Source organism: Candidatus Delongbacteria bacterium, assembly GCA_020634015.1.
GTDB lineage: Bacteria > CAIWAD01 > CAIWAD01 > CAIWAD01 > CAIWAD01 > JACKCN01.
Genome location: JACKCN010000001.1, coordinates 816,922 through 839,297 on the forward strand (window position 1 = coordinate 816,922; position 22,376 = coordinate 839,297).

Below are 22,376 nucleotides of genomic sequence, written 5' to 3' on the forward strand. Positions count from 1 at the left end.
GCGCACCTTGTTCGTGTGTTACTTGACCAGAACCATCTTCTTCAGGTCCTGGAAATTGCCGCTCAGCATCCGGTAGTAGTAAACACCACTGGCCAGGCTGCTGCCGTCAAACGTCACCTCATGCCATCCCGCCTGCAGGGTCGAGTTCACCACGGTGGCGACTCTCTGGCCCAGAGTATTGTAGACGGAAAGCTCCACCTGGCCGGCTTCGGGAAGCGCGAAACGCAGGGTGGTGGTGGGGTTGAAGGGGTTGGGGTAGTTCTGCTCCAGGCTGTACACCGTGGGCAGGGTGCCCATGCCGGACTCGGTGGTGCTCACGGACTGGGCATTGTTGTTCATGTCGCGTCCGTCAACCGATTCCAGATTGATGTCTCCGTAACCTGAGAAGCGCAAATGCACGATGGAACTGGCATCCAGCAGCTCGCCCTGGCCAACCACGTCAATCATGTAGCCACCGGGAACGGCATAGCTCAGGGCCAGACCGTTGTCGCAACCGACACCACTCAGGGAGCGGTCGGTGCGCACGAAGGCACTGTAACCCATCAGCTGTCCGTCCAGCGTCAGCCGGGTTTCGTCGGCCAGCACATTCAGACCCACGGTGGCGGCAGAAGCAACCATCGCGTCCTTGTCGAAGGCCGGCATGTCGGGCGCCGCATCAAGGGGAGAATCACCACAGCTGAGGCGATAGTTGATGGCCATGATGATCAGGTCTTCGAAGTTGATCCGGTGATCGGGACCGGGCAGCCCAAAGGCCGAATTGTCGGAGGTTGGGGCAACATCGATCTCGTCCTTGACGGAGCCATCAGTTGTCTCACCATAATGAACGGACATTCCGAAAGTCACATCGTTGAAACATACTGACCCATCATACAGTCCAAGCCCTCCGGCCGCAGCCCAGTCACCGAGGAAGTAGTTGGTGCTGGAGGCGATGTTGCTGGAAGCAGGCGTATTGTTCGCGCAGTCGTATGCCACCAACTGGTAGTCGTAGACTCCACGTGCTGCAACCGCGTGATCGAATGAAGTCGGATCCGCAGGACTGAAGGAGGCCAGCTCGACTCCGGTAGTCGGGTCACCCACAGGGGGCAGGCCATCATCGGGGAGCCCGGGAATGCCGTCGTTGTAGTAGGGGTAACCCGCACGAATCTTGCCATAGAGCTTGTAGCTGGTATAATTGCTGCCAGCGGTCCAGCTGAGGTGCACGACCCCGTGATCCGGAGTGGCAACCAGATTGGTCGGAGCTACCGGATTTCCCGTATCGACGACAAAGCCAAACGACTCGACATTGCTGGCATTGCAGACGGAGTCCAGATAGCGCACATACAGTGTACGGGGTCCTTCAACCAGCAGTGCCCCGACAGTCGTGAACAATCCGCCGCTGTGATTCAGGCCGCTGAGACCCGTGATCGCATCGGTCCAGTTTGCATTGTCGAATGAATACTGCACGCGCGCGAGATCCAGATTGTCTGAGCCGCTGATGCCTGTGACCTGGATCTCCGCATTGGTCTGGTAGAATTCATTGGGCGAATCACCACAGTTCACATCGGGGAAGACCGCAGTCAACAAGGAGGGACTGACTCCATCGACTTCAACGACGGTTGCAGCACTTTCCGTGACGGGCAACAGAATGAAACCGTTGCCATCGTGCTGGCGGAAGTCAGCCAATGTCAGGGTGATCGATGCAGCGCCGTCATCCGCAACACCGTCAAAGACGACCGTGAACAAGTCGCCGGTCTGGGTGCTTGATGCGGTCGGGCCGTAAAGTACCCAGTCCACCAGCAAGGGTGCCGGGCCGTTCAATCCCGTGGTATAGGTCAGACCCTGCCCACCCGGATTGTACAGGTTCGTGTACGCGATTGGAACCAGACTTGTCGGATAGCTGATCTGGAAATTGTAGGCGAAATAGGGCAGCATGGAAAAGTTCGGTGTGATGCCGAAAGTGACTGTCGTAGTCCCGGGACACCCCAGATCGTCCACCGCGATCCGATTGTCGCTGACGGTCTGGGTGGCGGTGAAGACATCCCCGATCCATGGCACGTAGTCAATGCCATCCGAGACGGCGTTGCCCGATCCTGTTGGATTGTAGAGGCCACTTGGTGTGTCATCGCTAGAATCCAAGGGTCCGTTGCCGGCGCCCCACCAATTGTTTTCTGCATCAATCACGGTGCCGATGGTCGCATTCCGCATGCCGTACGCGCTGTTTCCACTGATCACACAATTGGAAACCGTGACAGAAGTCGGGCTGGTATTGACGCCATACAATGTATTGCTGGCTTCGCCAATGCGGATACCCGACGAGTACGCGCCTGTGCCACCACAACCCGTCACGACAAGGTTCGTCAACGTCACACTGCCGACCGTTGCCGGATTCGATCCGTATGTGCCCCCGTCGTTCCTGGCCTTGATCATCAACCCGGCGCCGTTGGGATCACCCGTGCCGCAATTGGTGAATGTCGAATTCTGCACGACGATGTTGTCATAGTCCGTGCGCCACTTGAGATTGAAGTCAAAACCTGCGCGGTGATTCAAGGAACCGCCGGTCCCGCTGTTCTCGACGGTCACATGATCGAAGAGAGCATTCGACAGGCGCTCAGTGTAGATGCCCTTGTTCAGATTGCCATTGAAAGTTGTATACGATACGCTCACATTGTCGAGAATCGGCTCGACACCACTGTTGGCGTCAGCGTACCACCCCACATTGGGGCTGTCGTTGAATTCACAGTTGGTGACGACCAGACCATCGGCACTGGCAGCCGAAGCAAGCTTCAGACCCGCATTGGTGTTGTTGTTGAACTTTGATCCTGTGAGAATCAGGTCAACCAGACTGTTCAGACTGAGACCATAGTTCGAATTGCTGATCGATTCGACCTGATCAAGGGTATTGTGACTGCTGACCACGAATCCAGTCGTGCAGCCCGTGGCCCGCACATTGGATACGATCACGCGGTTGAGGGCGTCCGCTCCGGCGCTGAGTGCCATCGCCACTCCACTCGCGGGAGCGACGATCGTACCGCCAGCACCAGCACCCGCGCCATCCACATGCACGACCTTGTTCACCAGCACATTCTCGACGAAGGTGCCCTGCTCCACGTTGATCAGGTCACCGGCATCCGCCGCATCCACACCGCGCTGGATCGAACCGGAAGCGGAGGTCACGAACAGTTCGCCGGTCTTGACGCGAACCAATCCCAGAGCGCCATTGTCCAGGGCATGGGTGATCTTGTCTTCGATGGCGTTGTTCTGGGAAAGACTGGCCACACCGCCTGTCAGACCATCAAACTCGACACCGGTGGCGTCCAGGTCGCCCGCATTTGACACGAGAGTGATGTAATCCCCACTCTGTCCACTGAAGTCCAGGTCGCTCAGGCTGGTGACGGATGCCGAGGAGTTTTCGACCGAAAGGCCTGTCACACCACCGTTGGCGTTGACACCACTTCCAATGGCCAGTTCAACCGCAGCATGCGCCGTACTGAGCGGGCTGTCCAGCACACGAATACCTGTCTGGGCGTTGGTGATGGGCAGGGAGGATACGGTGGCATGAGCACCGCTGCCCGCATCACTGGAATAGCCTTCATAGTTGTTGAGGAACAGGCCCATGTCCACATTGTCGATGCTGCCACCACTGATGGTGGGCATGCCCGAAGCAGCGACATTCCAGACCTGGATTCCGATGCTTCCCGGAACCGCACCTGAGCCATTCACCGTGTTTCCAGACACAGTGTGAGTCGCGTCACTCAACGAAGCCAGCAGGATTCCGTCCCACTTGGTTTCGTTCGCATCCCAGACCGCCGTGATGTTGTTGTTGGAAAGGGTGAGGCCGCTGGGGCTCCCCGTGAACAGATTGTGGAAGATGCCGCGACGCCGCACGGACATTGTGTTGCCGGAAATCTCCTGATAAATCGCTGCACCTGGATTCGCTGAATGGAAGTTTCCGGTCTGCACTCCCATGCGCACATTGCTCATGACATTGTTCGTGATATGCGCGTACTGACCGTTGTAGATCAGAACGGCACCACCCCAGAAATCGATTCCCGAAGCACCATCATAGGTTCCAAGATTCTGGAACAGATTGTCTTCAATCGTGTGTCCGGATGTGGCGGGGGCCGAATAGGAGGCCCCGAAGAGTGTCACACCGAAGTAGGTGAGATTCCTGAAGATGTTTTCCTGAATTGTCACATCATCAATGTTGTTCTCGTAGGTCGTGATCCCCTCGGCGCAATGCATGTCAGCACCGAAACCGTATCCGTTGCTGGCGAAAGCAGGGTTGTCGCCATCAAGCACGAAGCCGCGAATGCTTGTGCCGTCGGCCCCTGCAGCGATGTGAAAGATTTCTCCGGAAGACGGAGCATCCACGGCCGGGACGACGATCGCTTCTGCCACGCGTGGGCCGCCATTCGGGGAAATGCCATAGTTGGGTCCGCGCAGATCGACCGAAGTACCGACAATGACATTCTCAGCATAGATTCCGGCGTCCACTTCGATGATGTCACCACTGCTGGCTGCATCGATGGCGGACTGGATCGTGAAATGGTCCGTCAGTTGCGACACATTGTGAACGGGAGGCGGCGGTCCGAAAGTGATCGTGTTCCCCACGTTGTAGAAACTGCTTGTGAACTGATTGACATAGACACTGGCACCCGCATTGCCACTGCCCACACCGAACTGCACGCTGGTGACGATAGCGTCTTCATCGGCGATCAGGTCATAGACATCCTGGATGGTCTTGCTTCCAAAAAACGTGAGTCCGGAGGTGGACATATCCGACAGAGTCATGGGATTGCTGATGGTGCCCGCAAGAACCGTGCGATCGAAGAACCACCATTTGCCGGTATTGAAGTCAACCGTTTCCGTATGCCACAGCCCATCGGATGTGCCACCGTTGAGATTGCCGGGTTCGTAGATCAGCACTTTGTCCCAGGCATTCTCACCCGTGCGGGTGGACACGCCCGTACTGCCGAAGTCTGCGGTCTTGACGCCGAGCTTGACAGAGGGAGTCACACTGACCGTTCCATTGCCCATCCAGGAGTAACTCAGGGTCATTCCCGGACCGAATGCCACATCGCCGCTGCAGTGGCCACTGGCATCGTCCTTGCGATGTGAAATCTGGCTCTTGCCGGATCCGTTCGCGCCAATCATCAGGTGTGTTGCACCGGTATAAGTCCCGGATGGGACGGTGCCGGGAGCCGGCCCGAATGAGATCTGAGCCAGAATATCCGCATCATGTGCCGACGTGCCGACCGCGGTGGCTTCCGGATCATCCGTCAGCGTGTCGCTGACCAGATTCGTGCCCGCTGGTGGCAAGCCAGTCCCATCCGCTCGAGTATCATCCGAATACCAGCCATTGTCTCCCAATGCGGAGACATTGACTTCAGCTGCGAAGACCGAACTCGCGCACATCGCGAGGCTCAGCAGCCAAATCCATTTTCCATGTCTCATCTCTCTGTCCTTTCAGAACAAGTGGGTCACGGTCACGGCTTGTGCACGCGACCGATCCGAGGTTTCGGGTCTCAGCGTACCAGGCTGATCCGGCGTGCGCTGTGGAATTCTCCGGACTGCAGCTGCAGGATGTAGACTCCGGAGGCCAGCGGACCGGCGTCCAGGCGCAGGGTCCGCTCGCCCGCGGGCAGCTGGCCGCGGAACAGCTCCAGCACCTTGCGGCCCTGGATGTCGTACAGCACCAGAGACGCCGGGCCGTCTTCAGCCAGGCTGAAACGGACCATGGTATCCGGGTTGAAGGGGTTGGGGCTCACGGGGTACAGTGCGAAGGAAGCCGGTCTGGAGGAACTCCCCGAATCCAGGGTGGGCGTCACACGGGTGTTGGCGCGATCCCTGAGTTCGATTGAGAGAATACTCGGGGGTTGGGACACGGCCAGGCTGAGCAACCGGCCCGAAAGATCACCTCCATCCAGCGAGACCAGAGCCAGTTCCTGACCGGCAGCGGAGGGTCGCACCAGCAGGGGCCAGGGTTCCGTGTCGGATTCGCTGATGGAGAGGCCATTCTCGAGAACCAGTCGGGCTCCGAGAATGCCGTTGCCGCTGAGCCAGAGGCTCCACTGGTTGCCCTCGGCGCGCCATTCCAGAGTGGCGGGAGCCTGGGTGTCGGCCAGTTCGAGGTCTGCGCCGGATGCCGCGCTCAGCGGCGGGCCGCTGAAGGAATAGTTCATGGCGAAAAGCATCAGGTCTTCGAAATCGATCATGTTGTCCGTCATGGGAATGCCCAGAGGGCCATTGTCGTCGCTGGGGCCGATATCCGCCTGGTTGTAATACAGGAAGTCGCCATCGGCCGTGCTGTAGGTGTTGGAGAGGCGCACCAGGTCGGCCACATGCACCGTGCCGCTGTAAGGTGTGGCGAAATCGCCCAGGAAGTAGTTGGTGGCCCGGGCGCGCGAGTCGGGGCCGATGGGCGCGGGAATCAGCGCCAGGTCGACGGCGATGGCCACATAGCGATACACGTCACGCGGCACGACCGAATCCAGCAGACTGGTGCCCGTGCCGCTGTAGACCAGGGTGAAGCCCTTGGAAATCGCCTCGTCGCGGTCGGCGGGCCAGCTGTCCATCGGGGCGATGTCATCGTACTCCGGATAGGCGGAAATGCCGCTGTCGAACCAGCCCTGGCGCCAGATTTCCACATGGCTGAAGTCCAGGTCGCCGGGCAGGCCCCAGTCCAGCTGCACGCCCTGGTGACGGGGACTGGCCGTCAGGGCGCCCACGGGAAGAGGAGGCTGGTCGTCCAGCGTGAGCTGGTCGCTGAGGGTGACCGCATTGCCGTACTGATCGCGCAGGTCGAGGTACACGGTCTTGAGGCCGTTGCCCGCCGAGAGCACGAAACTGCCCGGCAGCGGCGGGGCCGTCCAGAGCGGCGAGGGATTGGGCGGCAGAGCCGGGTCTTCGGAGTTCACCAGAGAATGCAGGCTGCCGTCTCCTCCACTGAGAGACTGGGAGATTGTGGGCAACCATGTATACGTGTCATTGCCCGGAGGTGAAATGGCTTCGAGCTCGTAGAGGTAGCCCGATGGGGGCGTGGTGTCGACCGTCAGGGTCACGGGAGACGCGTTGTCGCAGGGAATCGATTGGTTCATTTCACCACGCAGCACAGGATTGGCGATGGTGATGCTGGCCGGACCACCCAGCAGGTCCAGTGCATGGAAGGTCTGGCTGAGGATCAGGACAGGGCCGGTGGGTGTCACACCCGCCTGCTGCCCCAGCAGCGTGCCAGTGAAGGTGCGCCCGTCCACCCCGTCGTAATGGGCGTAGAAGACCTCGCTGAGGCCATCGAAGAGCAGCCCGGGATCCGGCGCACCGACCGCTGCGAGCAACGCCGGATCCCACTGCAGGGTCAGGTCAACCAGGCGGATCGGCTCCTGCGCGGTAGCCGGGACATGGTTGAGATAGACGTCCAGTTCGTAGCTGTTGGCCGCCACTTCCCAGCGGGACCACAGGCCCAGAGTCGCGCCCGGGCTGGTGTCCAGAGAATAGGCGGACCAGGCGGGACTGCCGCAGAGCAGCACGGCCCAGAGGGTGGTCCGGATGTGTCGATTGCCATGTGTGCGCATCATGAAGTCCCCGTCAGGCGTTTCGATCCGGACCGACATCCGTGATCCAGGAATGGTCGAAGTGCCTCTCGTCAGGAGAGAGAGACCCCCCGATGGCCCGGATCGCGGGTCACAGACCAGACAGATTTTCAGTGGTCAAGGGCGAGGTCCGACAAGAACAGGTGGGCGGTGCGGGAGAGTGGTGCAGCCTTGCCGGATCAGTTTTTCAGTTCGTGAATCTCATGGCAAATACTGGGCCGAAACTCTGTACAGCCGTGTGGATTCGGGTGTCACAGCCTCCTGCCAGCTGGTGGCTGCCGTGCTGTCGACGAGGGACCAGGCCTCGCCAAGGAATTGCTTGCGATAGATCCTGTAGGCATCGGCCAGATCCTGGGCATCCCAGCTCAGTTCCACGATGCCGGAGCCGTAGCTGATGTTCAGGTTGAAGCTGGTGCAGGGGGCCTCGACGGCGGAGGGTACCACAAGCACATCCAATACCTGCAGCGTGACGTCGTACATGGTCGACAGTGAGACGGCAAAGTCGATGGCGCCGGGCTGGAGGAATGTGACCGGAACCGAGAACAGATTTCCTGATCCGGACACGGACAGCCCCGGCCCCAGAATGGCCGCATTGACGATCATCTCGGTACCGATCACATCACCGACGAAGAAGGTCGGGCCACCACTTTGCAACCACGGCCCCTGTGTGAGCTGCGCGGGCAGAAAGGTCACAAGTGCCGGGTCGAAAAGAATGCGCACATCGTAGGACTTGAGCGTGGCGCCCGGTTCCAGATCGACGTGTGCGGTGAGGATCTGTGTCTCTCCCGGTTCGGTGCATTCGGGCAACTGAAGCGATAGTGTGCCCTGGGCGGAAGCCGTACCGGCAAGGAACAGCAACAGCAGTCCAATGCGCTGCAGCAGAGTCATGGGATTCTCCGGAGTTGACAAGCGGACGAATCGGAGCAGTAGGTGGGGAGCAGTTCGGTGTTCGTCTGAATGATCGGCAAGGAGTCAATCCGTCACTGCAAAGTCAAGCTGATTATCGTCCAATGAATTTCTTCTTTGCATCACGCGGAACATGCGGGAGTCGCGGCGGCAATTGGCGCCGAAATCGTTCACAATTGGTCGCCCACTGTTCATCTTTGGTCGGCTTGGCTGCCGAAGGTCCTGCGAAGAGGGTCACGGTGTTACATAGCGGAGTTATTGTTGTCGTGGATCCACACAGGAAATCACTGGTTCAATTGACTTCAATCAATTCAACATCCTGCGATGGACCCTATGAAGTCAGGTCGTGATGACACACAGCAACTCTTTGTCCTGGCAAACTTTTTCAATGGTCACTTTCAGGCATTTGCTGCCCCTCCAAATCGTATATAGACCGCTCGTCAGCAATGGAAGTCCATGATTTCTAATTGGAGTATTGGAGGGATTTGGGTGGGACCACTGCTCATTCTGCTGCTTTGCACCCTGTTCACTTTGTCGAACCAGGCTGCCACGAGGCAGGTACCCGCTGACTTTCCGACCATCCAGCAGGCCCTGGATGCCAGCAGCGATGGGGATTCCGTGGTGGTGGCGGCAGGCATCTGGTTCGGCAGCCTTGACTTCGGGGGCCGGGATCTGGTCCTGTTGGGAAGCGGCACCAGCACGTGCATTCTTCAAGGACTTGCAGGGCGCCTGCTTGTCTTCTCCAGGGGCGAAAGCTCCGCCGCCAGACTGGAAGGTTTCACCCTGCGCCAGGGCCAGGCGCCCACAGGGGCAAGCAATGCGGGCGGCGCAATCCTGATTCGCGACAGTTCCCCCACCCTGCGCGGCAATCGATTCGAACTCTGCTCGGCACGCCAGGGCGGAGCGGTGGCTCTCATCCGCAGCTCAAGTCTGCTGGAAGGCAACGAGTTCGATACCAATCAGGCCTTCATGGGCGGAGCCGTGTATGTCATGGGTGGAGCGCCGGAATTGCGCAGCAATCGGTTCCTGCACAATACGGGTGGGTTGCGCGGGTATGGGGGCGCCCTCTCATTGGAATCGACGGCGGCCCGGGTCCGGCAGAACCTGTTCGTCGAGAATGGGGCCTTTCTCGGCGGCGCCATCAGCTGCCGCCTGTCCCCGGAAGCACTCATCGAGCGGAATACCATTGCCGGCAACGAGGCCCGCATGGGTGGTGGGCTGTATCTGGCCGCCGGTGACCCGCTGGTGCAAGGAAATCTGGTGGCCTGGTCCGCCCAGGGCGAAGCGGCCGCCAGTGCATTGATGGCTTCGCCCATGCTGGGCTGCAATCTGCACTTCGACAACGCGGGCGGCGATGGCTTTCCCGGTCAGAATCAGGGTGGAAACCGCGTGCTGGACCCACTCTGCTGCGACCCGCAAGCCGGAGACTATCGTCTGCAGCCCGGTTCACCGTGCTACAGTGCCGACTGCGGTATCCTGGGTTTCACGGACGAGAACTGCCAGGGTACGGACATCCTGCCCCATGAGATCACCATCGCCGGCTGCGACCTGCGCATTGCACCCAATCCCTTCAACGGGCGTACATGGTTGAGCATCACGGGCGATCCGGGGCGGGACTGGCGTCTGGAACTGTACTCGATCACGGGGCGCAAACTGGGCGAGCTGGCCTCCTCACGCACGGGTCACGCGCGTGACATGGCGCTGGACCCCACTCACAGGATCAATGGGCACGCGCTGGCAGCGGGCGTCTACTTCCTGCGCCTGACTCATGCGCGCGGTGAGCTGTGCCGCAAGGTGGTCTACCTCCCCTGAGGCATCTCCGCGCATCTTACCCGGGAATCCCCGCGCTGCGGATCACCACCAGTTTCTCCACGCTCAGATCACGGATCGTCTCGGGAATGCCGCCCATGCCAAGGCCCGACTGCTCGCGCCCGCCGAAGGGCATCCAGTCGACCCGGAAGGCCGTGTGATCGTTGACCATCACGGCGGTTCCCTTCAGGCGATGGGCCGAGCGCAGGGCCAGCTCGATGTCGCGCGTGAAGACGGCCGCCTGGAAGACGAAGGGCGGACGATTCGCCATCCGCCAGGCTTCTTCCCGGTCGGTCCAGGAGGTCACGCAGATCACCGGGCCAAAGACTTCCTCCTGCATCACGCGTGAGGATTCAGGTGCGTTGAACAACACGGTCGGGGCGTGACAGGTCTCGCCGAGAGCCTGGCCCCCGCAGAGGACCTCCGCCCCGCCCTCGCGGGCTTCGTTGACCCACTCCTGCACGCGCAGGACTTCCGGGGGGCGAATCAGCGGCCCCATGGCACTCTCCGCCAGCAGGGGGTCGCCGGGTTGCTGGGTCTCCGCGTATGCGGTCAGACGCTCGGCCAGTTCCCGGGCCACGCCGTGATGGGCGAAGACCCGCTGCACGGACACGCAGACCTGCCCCGCGTGGTAGAACCCGCCCTTGCCGATCAGCGGCACCGCGGCTTCCAGGTCCGCATCGGCCTCGACGATCACCGGGGCCGAGCCGCCGTGTTCCAGAGCGCAATGCACACCAGGGGCCAGCCGCGAACGCAGCTGCCATCCCACACGCCCACTGCCGATGAAGCTCATGAAGCGGATCCGCGGGTCGGCGGCCAGCGTCGCCGTTGTGTTGTTGTCGCACAGGATCAGGCGGGCCCAGCCCTCGGGCAATCCGGCCTCTTGCAGACATTCCAGCAGGTTGATGCAGGACAGGGGCGTGGCCCGGGCCGGTTTCACCAGCACCGGACAGCCCGCGGCCACGGCCGTGATCGCCTGGTGCACGATGAGGTTGAAGGGATGGTTGAACGCGCTGATCGCCAGTACCGGCCCGATCGGTTCGCGCAGGGTGAAGGCCACGCGCCCGGCCGAGGAGGGCCCCAGGCCCATGGGAATCATGCGTCCCTGGTTGTGTTGCAGTTCGCCCACCGCCGCGTCGATGCCCTGGGCCGCGCGATCCAGTTCCACCAGGGAGTCGGTCAGCGGCTTGCCGCCTTCGTGGGCGGCGGTGCGCGCGTACTCCATGCGCCGCTCACGCACCAGGCGGCCCGTGCGCTCCAGAATCGCGATGCGCCGGGCCAGCGGCAAAGGCCCGGCAGCGGCCTGCGAGAGGCTGGTGGCACGCTGCAGGTATTCTTCAATGCGGGATGCGGGAGTCATTGGCAGACTGCGGATCAGCGTGCGATCCCAGGGTGCGTATACATCCAGAACAGGGCTGGTCATCTGGCTCATCGGCGGATCTCCTTCGAGGCGCGACGCAGGGTTGCGGAGAGCGCAATCTGCCAATTTGATGTTGCAGCCAAAACAGAGTAAACTGGCGGCCTGAGATCCAACCCGAGAGCAACAAGGAACCCCCATGCACTTCCGAACCATGCGCACGGCAAGCGCTCTGCTGCCGCTGCTGCTGATGATGGCCTGCGTGACCACTCAGGCCGGCAAACCCGACATGACCGCCGAGGTCAGCGTCGCTTCCACTACGGCACCGGCGGTCCAGGTCGCCGCGGACAGCCACCGGGAACTGAACCAGCAGATGGTGCTGGCCACCTGGTGGTTCCAGCGCAGCGCCGAAGCCCGGGCCCTGTATCTGCAGGCCTACACCATGGCCCGGATGGCGCTTGAGCGTGACCTGAGTCTCAAGATCGCCGGCAAGCGCGCCGTGATCCTGGACATTGATGAGACGGTGCTGGACAACAGCCCCTTCCAGGCCCGCTGCATCCAGGACGGTACCGCCTATCCCACCGGCTGGGCCGAATGGTGCCGCGAAGCACGCGCGCTGGCCCTGCCCGGCGTCAAGCAGTTCCTCGACTGGGCCGACTCGAGCGGGGTGGACATCTATTACATCTCGAATCGCAAGCAGGTGCTGCTGGACGAGACCATCCAGAATCTCAGGGACGCTGGCCTGCCCCAGGCCAATGCGGAGCACGTGCTGCTGCGGACCGAGGGCAACAGCAAGGTCGCCCGCCGCGAGCTCGTGGCCCGCGACCATCGGGTGGCCGTGCTGCTGGGTGACAATCTGGCCGACTTCTCCGGGGACTTTGACGCACGCAGCAGCGAAGAACGTCAGGCCGCCGTGGACGCCCACGCCAGCGAGTTCGGTACCCGCTTCATCATGCTGCCCAACCCGATGTACGGCGACTGGGAAGGTGCGCTCTACAACCACGACTGGAGCCTGGACGATTCCACGAAAATGGAGCGGCGGGTCCAGAGCCTGCGACGCGACTGAGTTCAAGCATTTCCGGGATCTGCCGATGCCTGTTCTGCAGCAAAGCAGAGAACAGGAACCCAGCATGCCCACACGCCCCATTCCCCAGGTACTTCAGGAGCCGGTTCCGGGCAGCACCCAGGACCGGCTTCTTCATCAGTTCGCCAACGGCATTGCCGAAACCGTGCATTTCGGGACCCACATCCTGCACTGGAGCACGCTCAGCTCCACGGGACAGGCCTGGGAAACTCCCCTGCTGCTGCTGTTCCGCCACAGTCTGGAAACCCTGGACGCGATTGGTGTGCTGCTGCGCGCCGGAGCGGTTGAACCCTGCAAGATGCTGCTGCGGGGCCTCTTCGAAAGCCTGCTGAGCAGCGAGTACATCCTGCAGACCGACAGCCAGCGGCGCGCGCTCTGTTTTCTGGTGGGCTATCTCAATTGGGAAGTGGGGATGAGCGAGCGCCTCAACTCCGCCAGCAGTCAGGGGCGCCGCTTTCGCCGCAAGCTGAACAAGGACCGGATCCTCAACGGGCTGCGCCTGCCCGAGCTGGCCGGCGAAAGCCCCCGGGTGCTGGAGCTGGAACGCCTGCTGGCCCAACCACTCTTCGAAGAGGTGAACCGGGAATTCGCCGACCTCAAGCGGCGCACCAACCGGACCCCGATCTGGTACTCGATGTTCGATGGCCCGCGCAACCTGGAAAGCCTGGCCGCTCATGTGGAACTGCCCGGTCTGTACGAATACCTCTACCGTCGCTGGTCGGGGGCAGTGCACGGACTGGAGGTCTTCGACGGCAAGCTCAAGGGACGGGACGGCATCCCGTACATCACGCAGTTGCGCGCCATTGACAATGCCCAGCACGTGACCCTGCACACCCTCTGGCTGCAACTGCAGCATTTCCAGTCCTTCGTGGGCACCTTGCTGCCCGAACGTCTCCCCGAGCTGGACCTCTGGTTCCTCAAGGAACTGCAGCCCCTGTATCATCTGCTGTCCGGAGAGCTGATGTACTCCATCGACGAGGTTTATCACACCCACTGAGTCCCGGTGATCCCCTGCTCCACCGCTCCGCGTCCCGGGAGTCCGCTTCGACACCCCCCGCTTGTGGATGCCGGAGATGGATGACTGTTTGTGACCGTCGGATGGCAGAAACCGCTCCGACACCAAGGGTTCCGGAGATCAGGGTCCCAGGGACCCGGATCTTCCCGTGCCGGCCATTCGGCTGGGCCGGGGCACGAAGACGCCCCATTTTCCCCACCCCGTTACGACTCTGTAACACCCAAGCGCGACACCGCCCCGGCACGGAATCCCGTGTCGGGGCGGAGTGTATCATGCGTGTGTGACGCGTCGCGCGAACGGCTCAGTCCTCGAGGCGCAGCGCCCAGCCCCAGGCGGGCAGGACGATGCCATCCCCGCGGGGCTCGACTCCATCGGCGGCCCAGAGCGCTGCTCCGGCCAGAGCGGGATGACCGGCGGGAACACTGCGCGCCTCGTCACTGAAATTGAACACGGCCAGCAGCGCACCGGAACCGGAGCCGCGCCGGAAGGCATACAGCCTGTCGTCGGGCACCGGCAGCGACTGGAAGACGCCTCCCGCCGAGCCATTGGCCAGCACGGGCAGATCGTGTTTCAACTGGTTCAGCCGGCGATGGAAGGCTTCGCGCGGGGAGGGGCCCCAGACGATGGGATCCTTCTCGAAGAATGCCAACCGCCGATTCAGGCCGATTTCCTGCCCGCTGTAGATCAGCGGCATGCCGGGCACCGTCCAGGTCAGCACGGTCATCGCGTCCACGGCCTCGCCCATGCGTTCGAACTCGGTGCCGTTCCAGCTGTTCTCGTCGTGGTTGGTGACGAACTGCATCAGGTAGGCGTCCGCGGGAAACTTGCCGAAGTCCTGGATCACGGTGTCGATGGCGGCAGGCACGCGCTCCCCGCGCGCGATGCTGTTCATCACATTGTGAAAGGCCCAGGAATAGCTCATGTCGAAGGCCCGGGGATGCAGGCGCGGATCTTCCCATTCGGCCAGCATGAACACCGGCTTCACTGCCTCGAGCCGAGGACGCGCGTCATCCCAGAAATCGAAAGGGATCAGGCCGGCCACGTCGCAACGGAAACCGTCGATGTCCGTTTCACGCAGCCACCATTCCAGCGATCCGGTCATGTACTCGCGCAGCCCGGGTTGCGAATAGTCCAGATCGATCACGTCGCTCCAGTCGGGCACTGGCGGCATGGGATTTCCCTGGGCATCGCGCGTGATCCATTCGGGATGCTCGCTGGCGATGTGATTGTCCCAGGCGCAATGATTGGCCACCCAGTCCACGATCACGTGCATGCCCAGCCCGTGAATTTCCTTGACCAAAGCCCGGAATTCCTCGATGCTGCCGCTGGCCGGATCGATGGCCCGGTAGTCCTTCACCGAATAATAGCTGCCCATGCCTCCCTTGCGGTTCAGTTCGCCGATGGGTGTCAGCGGCATGAACCAGAGGATGTCCACACCCAGCTCCTTCAAGCGGGGCAGATGCTCGCGAAAGGCGGCCAGCGTGCCCGCTTCGGTATACTGGCGCAGGTTCACTTCGTAGATCACGGCGTGCCGGGTCCAGTCCAGATGCGGCACCTGTTCGGTGACCACCACCGAATCGGGCATCGCGTCCCAGGCCGGGGCAAGCTTGAACGGGCTCAGCCCCAGCAGACCACTTCCCAGGGCCATCCAGGCCAGATGACGGGTATCCATGCGCATCCGTGTTCTCCAGCTTGTGAGCGGACGGCGTGCACATTCTGCCGCACCGCGGGAATTCCGTGTTCGATCAGGGTTGAGTGATGATCCGCACCGTGTAACAACCGACCGGCTGATTGTCGCCCAGTGCCTGCTCGTCGACCCAGAAGGGCTGGCTGACGATCGCCACGGTCTGGGCACCGCCGAGCCAGGGAGCCGCCGGATAGCGTTCCACGCGCCAGAGGGTTCCGCCTGAAGGACTCCAGTCCAGGCGCAAGCTGTTGGCCAGGCGCGTGATGCGCAGGTCCGACACCGTGAGACACTGATTGCTCGTGCCCGGAGTGGGATCGGCCGCGGTCAGCCAGGCTCCCGGATCATCGGCCTGCTCCAGCCCCGCGTCACAGGGCAGTTGCCAGCTGAGATCGGTCTGCGAGGCGCCAAAATCCAGACGCTGGAGCAGCCGTCCGCCGGGCAGACTCAGCAGCAGACTCTCGCCATTGGCGGAAAGCGCGAAGCCGGCATGCAGGCCGGGGTCCTGGGTGTCGTTGTCACACCAGACCAGCAGGCGCTCGCCTGGCCCCAGCAGCGTGTCCGGCAGCAGATAGCGCAAGGGCTGCGAGGGCGAATCCGACAGTGCGACTCCCGCCAGTTGCAGGGTGTGCTGCGAGCCGTTGACCAGCTCGAGCCAGTCGTCGAAGTCCCCCTGGCCATCGCTGATGGTGCTGGAATTGCTGGCCATGAACTCCACGATGCGCAGACTGTCGGCGGCAGGATCTTCAAGCAGCAGGGTTCTGGGCGCGCCCACGGGCCAGTCACGCGTGTGTCCGGCCTGGTCCAGAGCCCGCAGGCGCCAGCTCAGAGTGCCGGTTCCGGGGCGAGGAAACCGTGTGCTCCAGCCGTCGTCAGCCGACAATTCCTGACCGCCCGTCGGGCTGGCCAGAAGCGGTATGGGCGACAGCTCCTGACCGTTCAGACTGGGCAGCAGCCAGAGCGAGTCCAGACCCGCCGCGGAGAATGCCAGCACACTGGCCTGCAGGCTGTCAATGCCACTGGACACCAGCTCACCCTGCCAGAGCACGGGGCCGCCATTGACCCAGTTCAGTTGCCCGGGCAGACTCTGGGAGCGCAGATCGAGAAACTCGAGCAGCCCGCGCTTCACATGCTGATTCTCATAGTGCCCCAGCGACCAGCTCTGCTGGAAGTCCTGGACAGTGAAGCCGTAATCCAGCGTGCGCCAGTTGTCCGCGCTGGCCGAGGGAGTCAGCAGGGTGCGCAACGCATCGGTGTAAGCGGACCAGTCGAAGCCTGCCAGCAACTGCTGCTGGCCCCGTTCGAGAAAATGGGTGTACAGGTCGCGGTACGCGGGAATCGAGAGCAGTGCGGCGCTCAGTGGGCGCCCATCCCCGTCATTGGCCGGCCAGGCATAGGGGTCGAGGGTCGCCCAGGGCACATTGAACCAGTCGATGCCCATGTTGTTGTCGTAGTCGTAGGGAATGAAGTGCATCAGGTCGGATGACGGGTCGTGATACAGGTAGTAGTTGTTGCGCAGGAATCGGTAGTCGTCCCAGTTGCCCAGCAGCACATCGACGGCCATCACCTCCAGCACGTCCTCGATGGCCAGCACGCTCTCGAGACTGTCGCGCAGGGCGGCGGGCGGGGTCTGGGTCAGCACGCGCACCAGTCGCTGCAAGGCGCCGTAGTCGTCCAGTTCCTCGTTGGTCTTCAGCTCGTAGACCCGTCGGTCGTTGACCAGCAGCTTGTAGGCTTCGGGATCGCTGCCCAGCCAGTTCAGGTCGGCCGGCCAGAGGCATTTCCAGAGATTGCCCGAAGAGTCGGCAAAGCGCTTGCGCAGCCATTCCTTGTCGATGTGCTCCACGGACACATACAACCCGTAGAAGTTGCCATTGATCCAGACTTCGCTGTGCGAGGCGCGCGAGGCACGCATGCCCGCGCGCTGCATCAGATCCCAGGCGATCTTGCTGCGCGCGATCGCGGGGTCGTTGTGCTCGCCGTTCAGATTGAGGGCGTCCTCGTCGAAGAACTCGAGGCCGTCCAGGTACTCGTCGAATTTGAGCTTGAAGCTTTTCTTGGCGGAGGTGCGTGAGGTGTTGCCGCGCAGGCGGAAGCCGACCGGGGTCATCACGGTGTCAAGCAGGGCGTTGCGGAAGCGCACGGTGCAGACATGCATCGAGTCGCTCCAGACATTGGCGTATGCCCAGTCCAGATCGGCCTGGTCAATGGTGATGTCCACCCGACCGACCTGGCTGTCGTCGTGCAGCATCCAGCTGTCGTCGGCTTCGGCTCGCGAGGAGAGCAGGGCCAGAAACAGTACAAGAATCAAACCGTGCATCACACCCTCCCCGGTCCGATGGGCCGGAAGCGGTGACAATCCGGCGGTGTGGCTGCCGGATCACGCCGGGCGGGTCAGCCCCGGGGCAGCTCAGCCCCGGGCAGATTAGCCCTGGACGTTTCCGGACAGCAGGCGATCCAGCAGGCCGACGGGCATCTGCATCGGGTGGCCCGTCCAGGCCACCTTGCCGTCACGTCCCAGAACCACGGAGCGCGGAATGCCGGTCACCTGATAGGTGGTGGACATCTTGCGGTCTGAGTCAAGGAACACAGGAAAGGTGAATCCCGCATTGGCCTCACGCCAGCGCTGGATCTTGGCCGGGTCATCCCCGCGGCTGCCCGTGTTGATCGCCATCATCCGGAAGTCCGGATTGTCGCGGTGCTCTTCCCAGTGCTTCTGGATCGTGGGCATGCTGCGGATGCAGGGGCCGCACCAAGTTCCCCAGAATTCAAGGAAGACGATCTTGCCCTCGGTCGCGGCCCAGTCGAAGTCCTTCAGATCCACCACGCCGGTCCGATCGGAAGCCGGGGCAATGGTGGACTCGGCCATGCGCGTGTCCAGGGTGGCACCCGAATCAGCGGTGGACTTTCCCACGGTTCCATCGGAGCAGGCCGACGCCAGCAGCATCAGAGCCAGCATCCAGAGGGAAAGCCGGAGCGCGTGCAGGGCCTTCATGACTGGGCGGGCAGGTGCTTGTTGATGTAGGCCAGCACCTTGGTCTTGTCCAGGTAGCCCATGAACTGGTCCACCTTGTTGCCGTCGCGGTAGAAGTGCACCTGGGGCACCGACATCACGCCGTTGGCCAGCGCGGCCTGGCGGGCTTCCTCGATGTCGACCTTGCCGATGCGCACATCGGCGCGCTCGCCCTGGATCTCTTCCAGCACGGGATTGAGTTTCTTGCAGGGGCCACACCAGGTCGCGCCGTAATCCACGAGCACCAGCCCGGCCTGTGACACGAAATCCTGGAAGTTGCCGTCGTCGACCTTGGTCAGGGTGGACATGATCCCTCCTGTGAAGTGATGGTTAGCTTTTCGTCGAATCCGCCAGCAGGCGCTCGGCCTCCGGGCGATTGAATGCGTGCTCGTCCCAGCTGTCCAGGGCGGCCGCCAGATGATAACCGGCATCCGCATCACGCCCGGCCGCAGCGAAGAGCTTGCCCAGCTGGAAGTGCGCATCCCCGTGGGCCGGAGCCAGGCTCAGCGCGCTCTGCAGCAGCTTGGTGGCCAGCGCCGGATCCTTCTTGACGTTCAGATGAATCAGCGCGCTGAAGTACAGGGCCTGGGGCTGCTGCGGGTTCTGGGTCAGGCTCTTCTGGAAACTGGTCAGCGCGCCATCGTGGCGCTCGCTGGTGTACTCCAGCAGCCCCAGCTCGTACCAGGCCTGGGGAAACACATCCTGCAGCTTGAGCGCCTTGCGGATGTACTCTTCGGCCTTGTCCTCACGGTCGGCTTCCTTGAGCGCGATGCCGTAGCGGAAATTGAACAGCGCATTGTTGGGCTGCATGTCCACGGCGTTGTGATACTCCTTGAGGGCCAGGCTGACCTCGTCGTTCTCCAGCATCAGTTCCGCCAGGCGGAAGCGCACGCTGGGATCGGAGGGCAAGCGCTCCTCGAGCTGGATCATGCAGTCGATGGCGTGATCCAGATCGCCGGCCGCCACATGGGCGTTGGCCAGCTCGTACAGCGCGCGGTGATTCTGGGCATCCTTGGCCACGATGGCTTCCAGCTGGCCGATGGCCTTGCCCCAGTCGCGACTGGTCATGTACGACAGCGCCAGCAGGTAGCGATCGTCCAGGTCGTCGGGATCGTCGGCCACGCTCTTCTCCAGCTCCTCGACCGAGGCGCTGGCCATCGGGCGAATCTGCTGCAGGTGCTGGAGCCGCTGACTGGCTTCCGGGAACTCGGGACGCAGCTCGAGGGCCCGGTTGAGGGCGATTTCCGCATCGTCGTAGCGCCGCAGGTCCATGAGTGTCAGCGCACGGTAGAAGATGATCTGCACGTTCTCGGGGTCACGCTCGAGCTGGGCATCCAGCACGGCCAGACCATTCTGGTACTGCTGGTTGCGATTGTACAGCAGGGCCAGCCTCAGGCCGGGAGTGGCATCCTTGCCCGAGAACTCCAGCCAGCGCTGATACATGGCCACCGCGGGTTCCAGTTCCCCGAGCAGGTCATGAATCTGGGCCAGCGAGACGACGGGCTCCCTGGCCGTGGGGTCCTTTTCCAGGGCCGTGGTGAAGGCGGCCACCGCGTCCACGAAATGCCCCTTCTGCTGCAGGGCGGTGCCCAGCATGCCATGCAGGCGCGCATCCTCGGGGGCTTCCATCAACAGCTTGCGCAGTTCGTCGGCGGCCTCGTCCGCCTCGCGCAGCTGCAGATCGATCTGCACCAGACGATAGCGCGCGTTGAGATCACTGACGCCTTCCAGGCCGCGCTTCAGCTCGGCACGGGCACGCATCAGCGCGTTGCCGTCGCGGCCGGCGGTCATCGAGAGCGCGAAGCCCAGGTTCAGGTGCAGGGCGTGGTTGTCGGGGTCGTCCTTGAGCAACTCTTCGATCAGGGGCAGGGCCTCGGCGGCGCGCTGACCCAGCATGTAGGCCTGCACCAGCTGGGCCTTGAGGGAGCGGTTTTCCGGATCCTTCTCCAGGGCCTCTTCAAGCTGACTGGAGCTGGGGCCCGCGGTCTCGCCACCCTGCTTCAGACGCTCGAGGGCCAACTGGGCCTCACGCAGGCCGGGCTGCAGTTCCAGAGCCCGTTCGACCAGTTTCACGGCGATGTCCGTCTCACCCTGCTCCTGATAGGCCATGCCTTTCAGATAGTGCAGGCCGGCATCGTTGGGGGCCAGAGCCAGTGCCTCGTCGAAGAGGGCGATGGCCGCGTCGTATTCCTTCTTGTGGCCGGCCAGCAGCATGGCCAGACGTCCCAGCACGGGCGGCTGGTCGCGCTTCAGCTCCAGGCTTTCGCGGTAGCTGGTTTCAGCGGTATCCCGGTCGCCGCCCTGCTCCTGCATCTGGCCCAGATTGAACAACAGGGCCGCGTCGTTGCCATTGAGTTCGATGGCCTTCTGCAACAGTGCGGCACCCTGGCCGTACTCCTGCTTCTGGGCATGGATCAGGGCGCGGTAGTTGAGCACATCCCGGTTGCCGGGTTGTTTCTCCAGCAGGGAATCCAGACGCTGGGCGGCTTCGTCGGCCTTGCCCGTATTCAGCAGCAGAATCGCGAACTGGAAGTTGCCGCTGAGATCATCGGGGCTGATCTCCAGACCGGTGCGGAAGGCGGCAATGGCCTTGTCGGCCTGGTTGCGGGCCTGAAAGGTCATGGCCAAGGCGAAGTGCAGGGTGGCACTGCGCTCGGTCGGCGTCAGGCGCAGAGCGTGGCGGTAACTGACCTCGGCCTTGTCGTACTGCTTGAGCAGCATGTGGCACTGGCCATGATGGAACCAGGCCTCGGCCACATCGTCCTTGATGGACAGGCTCTTGTCAATCTCTTCGAGCGCGTGGCTCACTTCGCCACGGCCGAGATAGGCCACGCCCAGGGTGTAAAGCACTTCCGGATCGTGGGGAGCATATTTCAGGCTCTTGCGATATCCAGCAATGACCTTCTGCAGGTCGGGATTGGTGCTGCGGTGAATCTTGAGGGTTTCGGTGAACCACTGCCGGGCTTTCTGGGCGTCGGAAATGCCGCTCATGGCATGTCTCCATCAGGCTAAGGATCCGGCTGCCGCAGGGCATTCCTGCTTGCGCCAGAATTGTCGTTGAGGTGTCAGCAAACGGCGAAAGTAGGAATTGACGCGGCCCGGGCCAAGGAAAGGCTTGAGACAGGAGGAGTGAGGTCCGGGGATCGCAACGTGCCCGGACGGAGTATCTGCCCCGGAATTCGCCACCTTGAGCGCCTCACGGCAGATGACAGGCAACCCGGATCATTCAGGAATCAGCATGCAGACAGACTCTCAGAAGCCCCAGGGGTCCAGCGTCAGCAAACACCTGCGCACCTATCTGGCCTCGGGAATCCTGGTCCTGGTCCCTCTGGGCCTGACGGTGTTCGTGTTCAAGCTGCTCTTCACCTCGCTCTCGGGCATCATGCTTCCCGTGCTGCGCCCCCTGCTGCGAGATCTGCCCGAATGGGCTCTGGTGAGCCTGGCCTTCTTCTCGATGCTGATCATCGTCTACATCGTGGGTCTGGTGGCGGCGCACATGATCGGGCGTCGTGTGATCCAGCTTGGCGAAACCTTGCTGATGCGCGTGCCCTTCATCAAGACGGTCTATTCGGCCTCGAAGCAGGTGGTGGACTCGATCTCCTCGCCCGGGGCGTCGGCCTACAAGGCGGTGGCCCTGGTCGAGTACCCCCTGCCGGGCACACTGGCGCTGGCCTTCGTCACCGGCAGCACGCGCACTTCGGATGACCGGGTCTACATCACGGTGTTCGTGCCCACCACGCCCAATCCCACATCCGGCTTCATGCTCTTCGTGCCCGAAGCCGACGTGCGCATCCTGAAGATGAGCGTCGAAGATGCGGTCAAGACCATCTTCTCCGGCGGCATGCTCGGGCCTCCGCGCCTGGACTACCGCAATGCGCCGCTGGCGCACACGGAACCGGAGAGCGACAGGGAACTTCCTCCCGCCTGAGCGCGGCCATCG

Annotated in this window: 13 protein-coding genes; 4 read left to right on the forward strand and 9 right to left on the reverse strand. The window is 62.4% G+C overall.

Annotated elements, in window-relative coordinates; translation table 11 throughout:
* Positions 1 to 18: 18 nt before the first annotated feature.
* From H6678_03315 to H6678_03325, 3 genes are all read right to left on the reverse strand, one after another.
* The gene (locus H6678_03315) at positions 19 to 5,133 is read right to left on the reverse strand and encodes a right-handed parallel beta-helix repeat-containing protein (protein ID MCB9472822.1); all 5,115 of its coding nucleotides are present in this window, start codon (positions 5,131 to 5,133) and stop codon (positions 19 to 21) included.
* A 371-nt stretch (positions 5,134 to 5,504) separates the two neighbouring features.
* Positions 5,505 to 7,553, reverse strand: a complete 2,049-nt coding sequence (locus H6678_03320; GenBank protein ID MCB9472823.1) for a T9SS type A sorting domain-containing protein — start codon at positions 7,551 to 7,553, stop codon at positions 5,505 to 5,507.
* 216 nt (positions 7,554 to 7,769) lie between these two features.
* Complete coding sequence (locus tag H6678_03325; protein ID MCB9472824.1) at positions 7,770 to 8,456, reverse strand: hypothetical protein; 687 nt, start codon at positions 8,454 to 8,456, stop codon at positions 7,770 to 7,772.
* Between the two features lie 507 nt (positions 8,457 to 8,963).
* On the opposite strand from H6678_03325, the gene H6678_03330 reads away from it, so the two are divergent.
* Positions 8,964 to 10,286 carry a hypothetical protein gene (locus H6678_03330; GenBank protein ID MCB9472825.1) on the forward strand — a complete coding sequence of 441 codons (1,323 nt, stop codon included), beginning with the start codon at positions 8,964 to 8,966 and terminating at the stop codon, positions 10,284 to 10,286.
* 16 nt (positions 10,287 to 10,302) lie between these two features.
* Here the strand turns inward: H6678_03330 and H6678_03335 are convergent, their stop codons facing one another.
* Complete coding sequence (locus H6678_03335) at positions 10,303 to 11,706, reverse strand: aldehyde dehydrogenase family protein (protein MCB9472826.1); 1,404 nt, start codon at positions 11,704 to 11,706, stop codon at positions 10,303 to 10,305.
* 133 nt (positions 11,707 to 11,839) lie between these two features.
* Here H6678_03335 and H6678_03340 point away from each other — a divergent pair, with 133 nt between their 5' ends.
* Together H6678_03340 and H6678_03345 are read left to right on the forward strand one after the other, a co-directional pair.
* The gene (locus H6678_03340) at positions 11,840 to 12,706 is read left to right on the forward strand and encodes a 5'-nucleotidase, lipoprotein e(P4) family (protein ID MCB9472827.1); all 867 of its coding nucleotides are present in this window, start codon (positions 11,840 to 11,842) and stop codon (positions 12,704 to 12,706) included.
* A 64-nt stretch (positions 12,707 to 12,770) separates the two neighbouring features.
* Positions 12,771 to 13,721 (forward strand): hypothetical protein, encoded by a 951-nt coding sequence (locus H6678_03345; GenBank protein MCB9472828.1) that lies wholly within the window; start codon positions 12,771 to 12,773, stop codon positions 13,719 to 13,721.
* A 319-nt stretch (positions 13,722 to 14,040) separates the two neighbouring features.
* Here H6678_03345 and H6678_03350 read toward each other — a convergent pair whose 3' ends face one another.
* The 5 genes from H6678_03350 to H6678_03370 form a co-directional block, all read right to left on the reverse strand.
* A complete protein-coding gene (locus H6678_03350) occupies positions 14,041 to 15,417 on the reverse strand; it encodes a DUF3459 domain-containing protein (protein MCB9472829.1) in 1,377 nt (458 codons plus the stop codon).
* 67 nt (positions 15,418 to 15,484) lie between these two features.
* Positions 15,485 to 17,743: a CotH kinase family protein gene (locus H6678_03355; protein MCB9472830.1), complete on the reverse strand. Its 2,259-nt coding sequence runs from the start codon at positions 17,741 to 17,743 to the stop codon at positions 15,485 to 15,487.
* Between the two features lie 105 nt (positions 17,744 to 17,848).
* Positions 17,849 to 18,418 (reverse strand): TlpA family protein disulfide reductase, encoded by a 570-nt coding sequence (locus tag H6678_03360; GenBank protein ID MCB9472831.1) that lies wholly within the window; start codon positions 18,416 to 18,418, stop codon positions 17,849 to 17,851.
* Positions 18,415 to 18,744: a thioredoxin family protein gene (locus H6678_03365; protein ID MCB9472832.1), complete on the reverse strand. Its 330-nt coding sequence runs from the start codon at positions 18,742 to 18,744 to the stop codon at positions 18,415 to 18,417. The genes H6678_03360 and H6678_03365 overlap by 4 nt, the downstream gene beginning before the upstream one ends.
* A gap of 22 nt (positions 18,745 to 18,766) precedes the next feature.
* Positions 18,767 to 21,427, reverse strand: coding sequence for a tetratricopeptide repeat protein (locus H6678_03370; GenBank protein MCB9472833.1), 2,661 nt, complete (start codon positions 21,425 to 21,427; stop codon positions 18,767 to 18,769).
* Between the two features lie 247 nt (positions 21,428 to 21,674).
* Between H6678_03370 and H6678_03375 the strand changes: the two genes are divergently transcribed.
* Complete coding sequence (locus tag H6678_03375) at positions 21,675 to 22,364, forward strand: DUF502 domain-containing protein (GenBank protein MCB9472834.1); 690 nt, start codon at positions 21,675 to 21,677, stop codon at positions 22,362 to 22,364.
* The last annotated feature ends 12 nt before the right edge of the window (positions 22,365 to 22,376 follow it).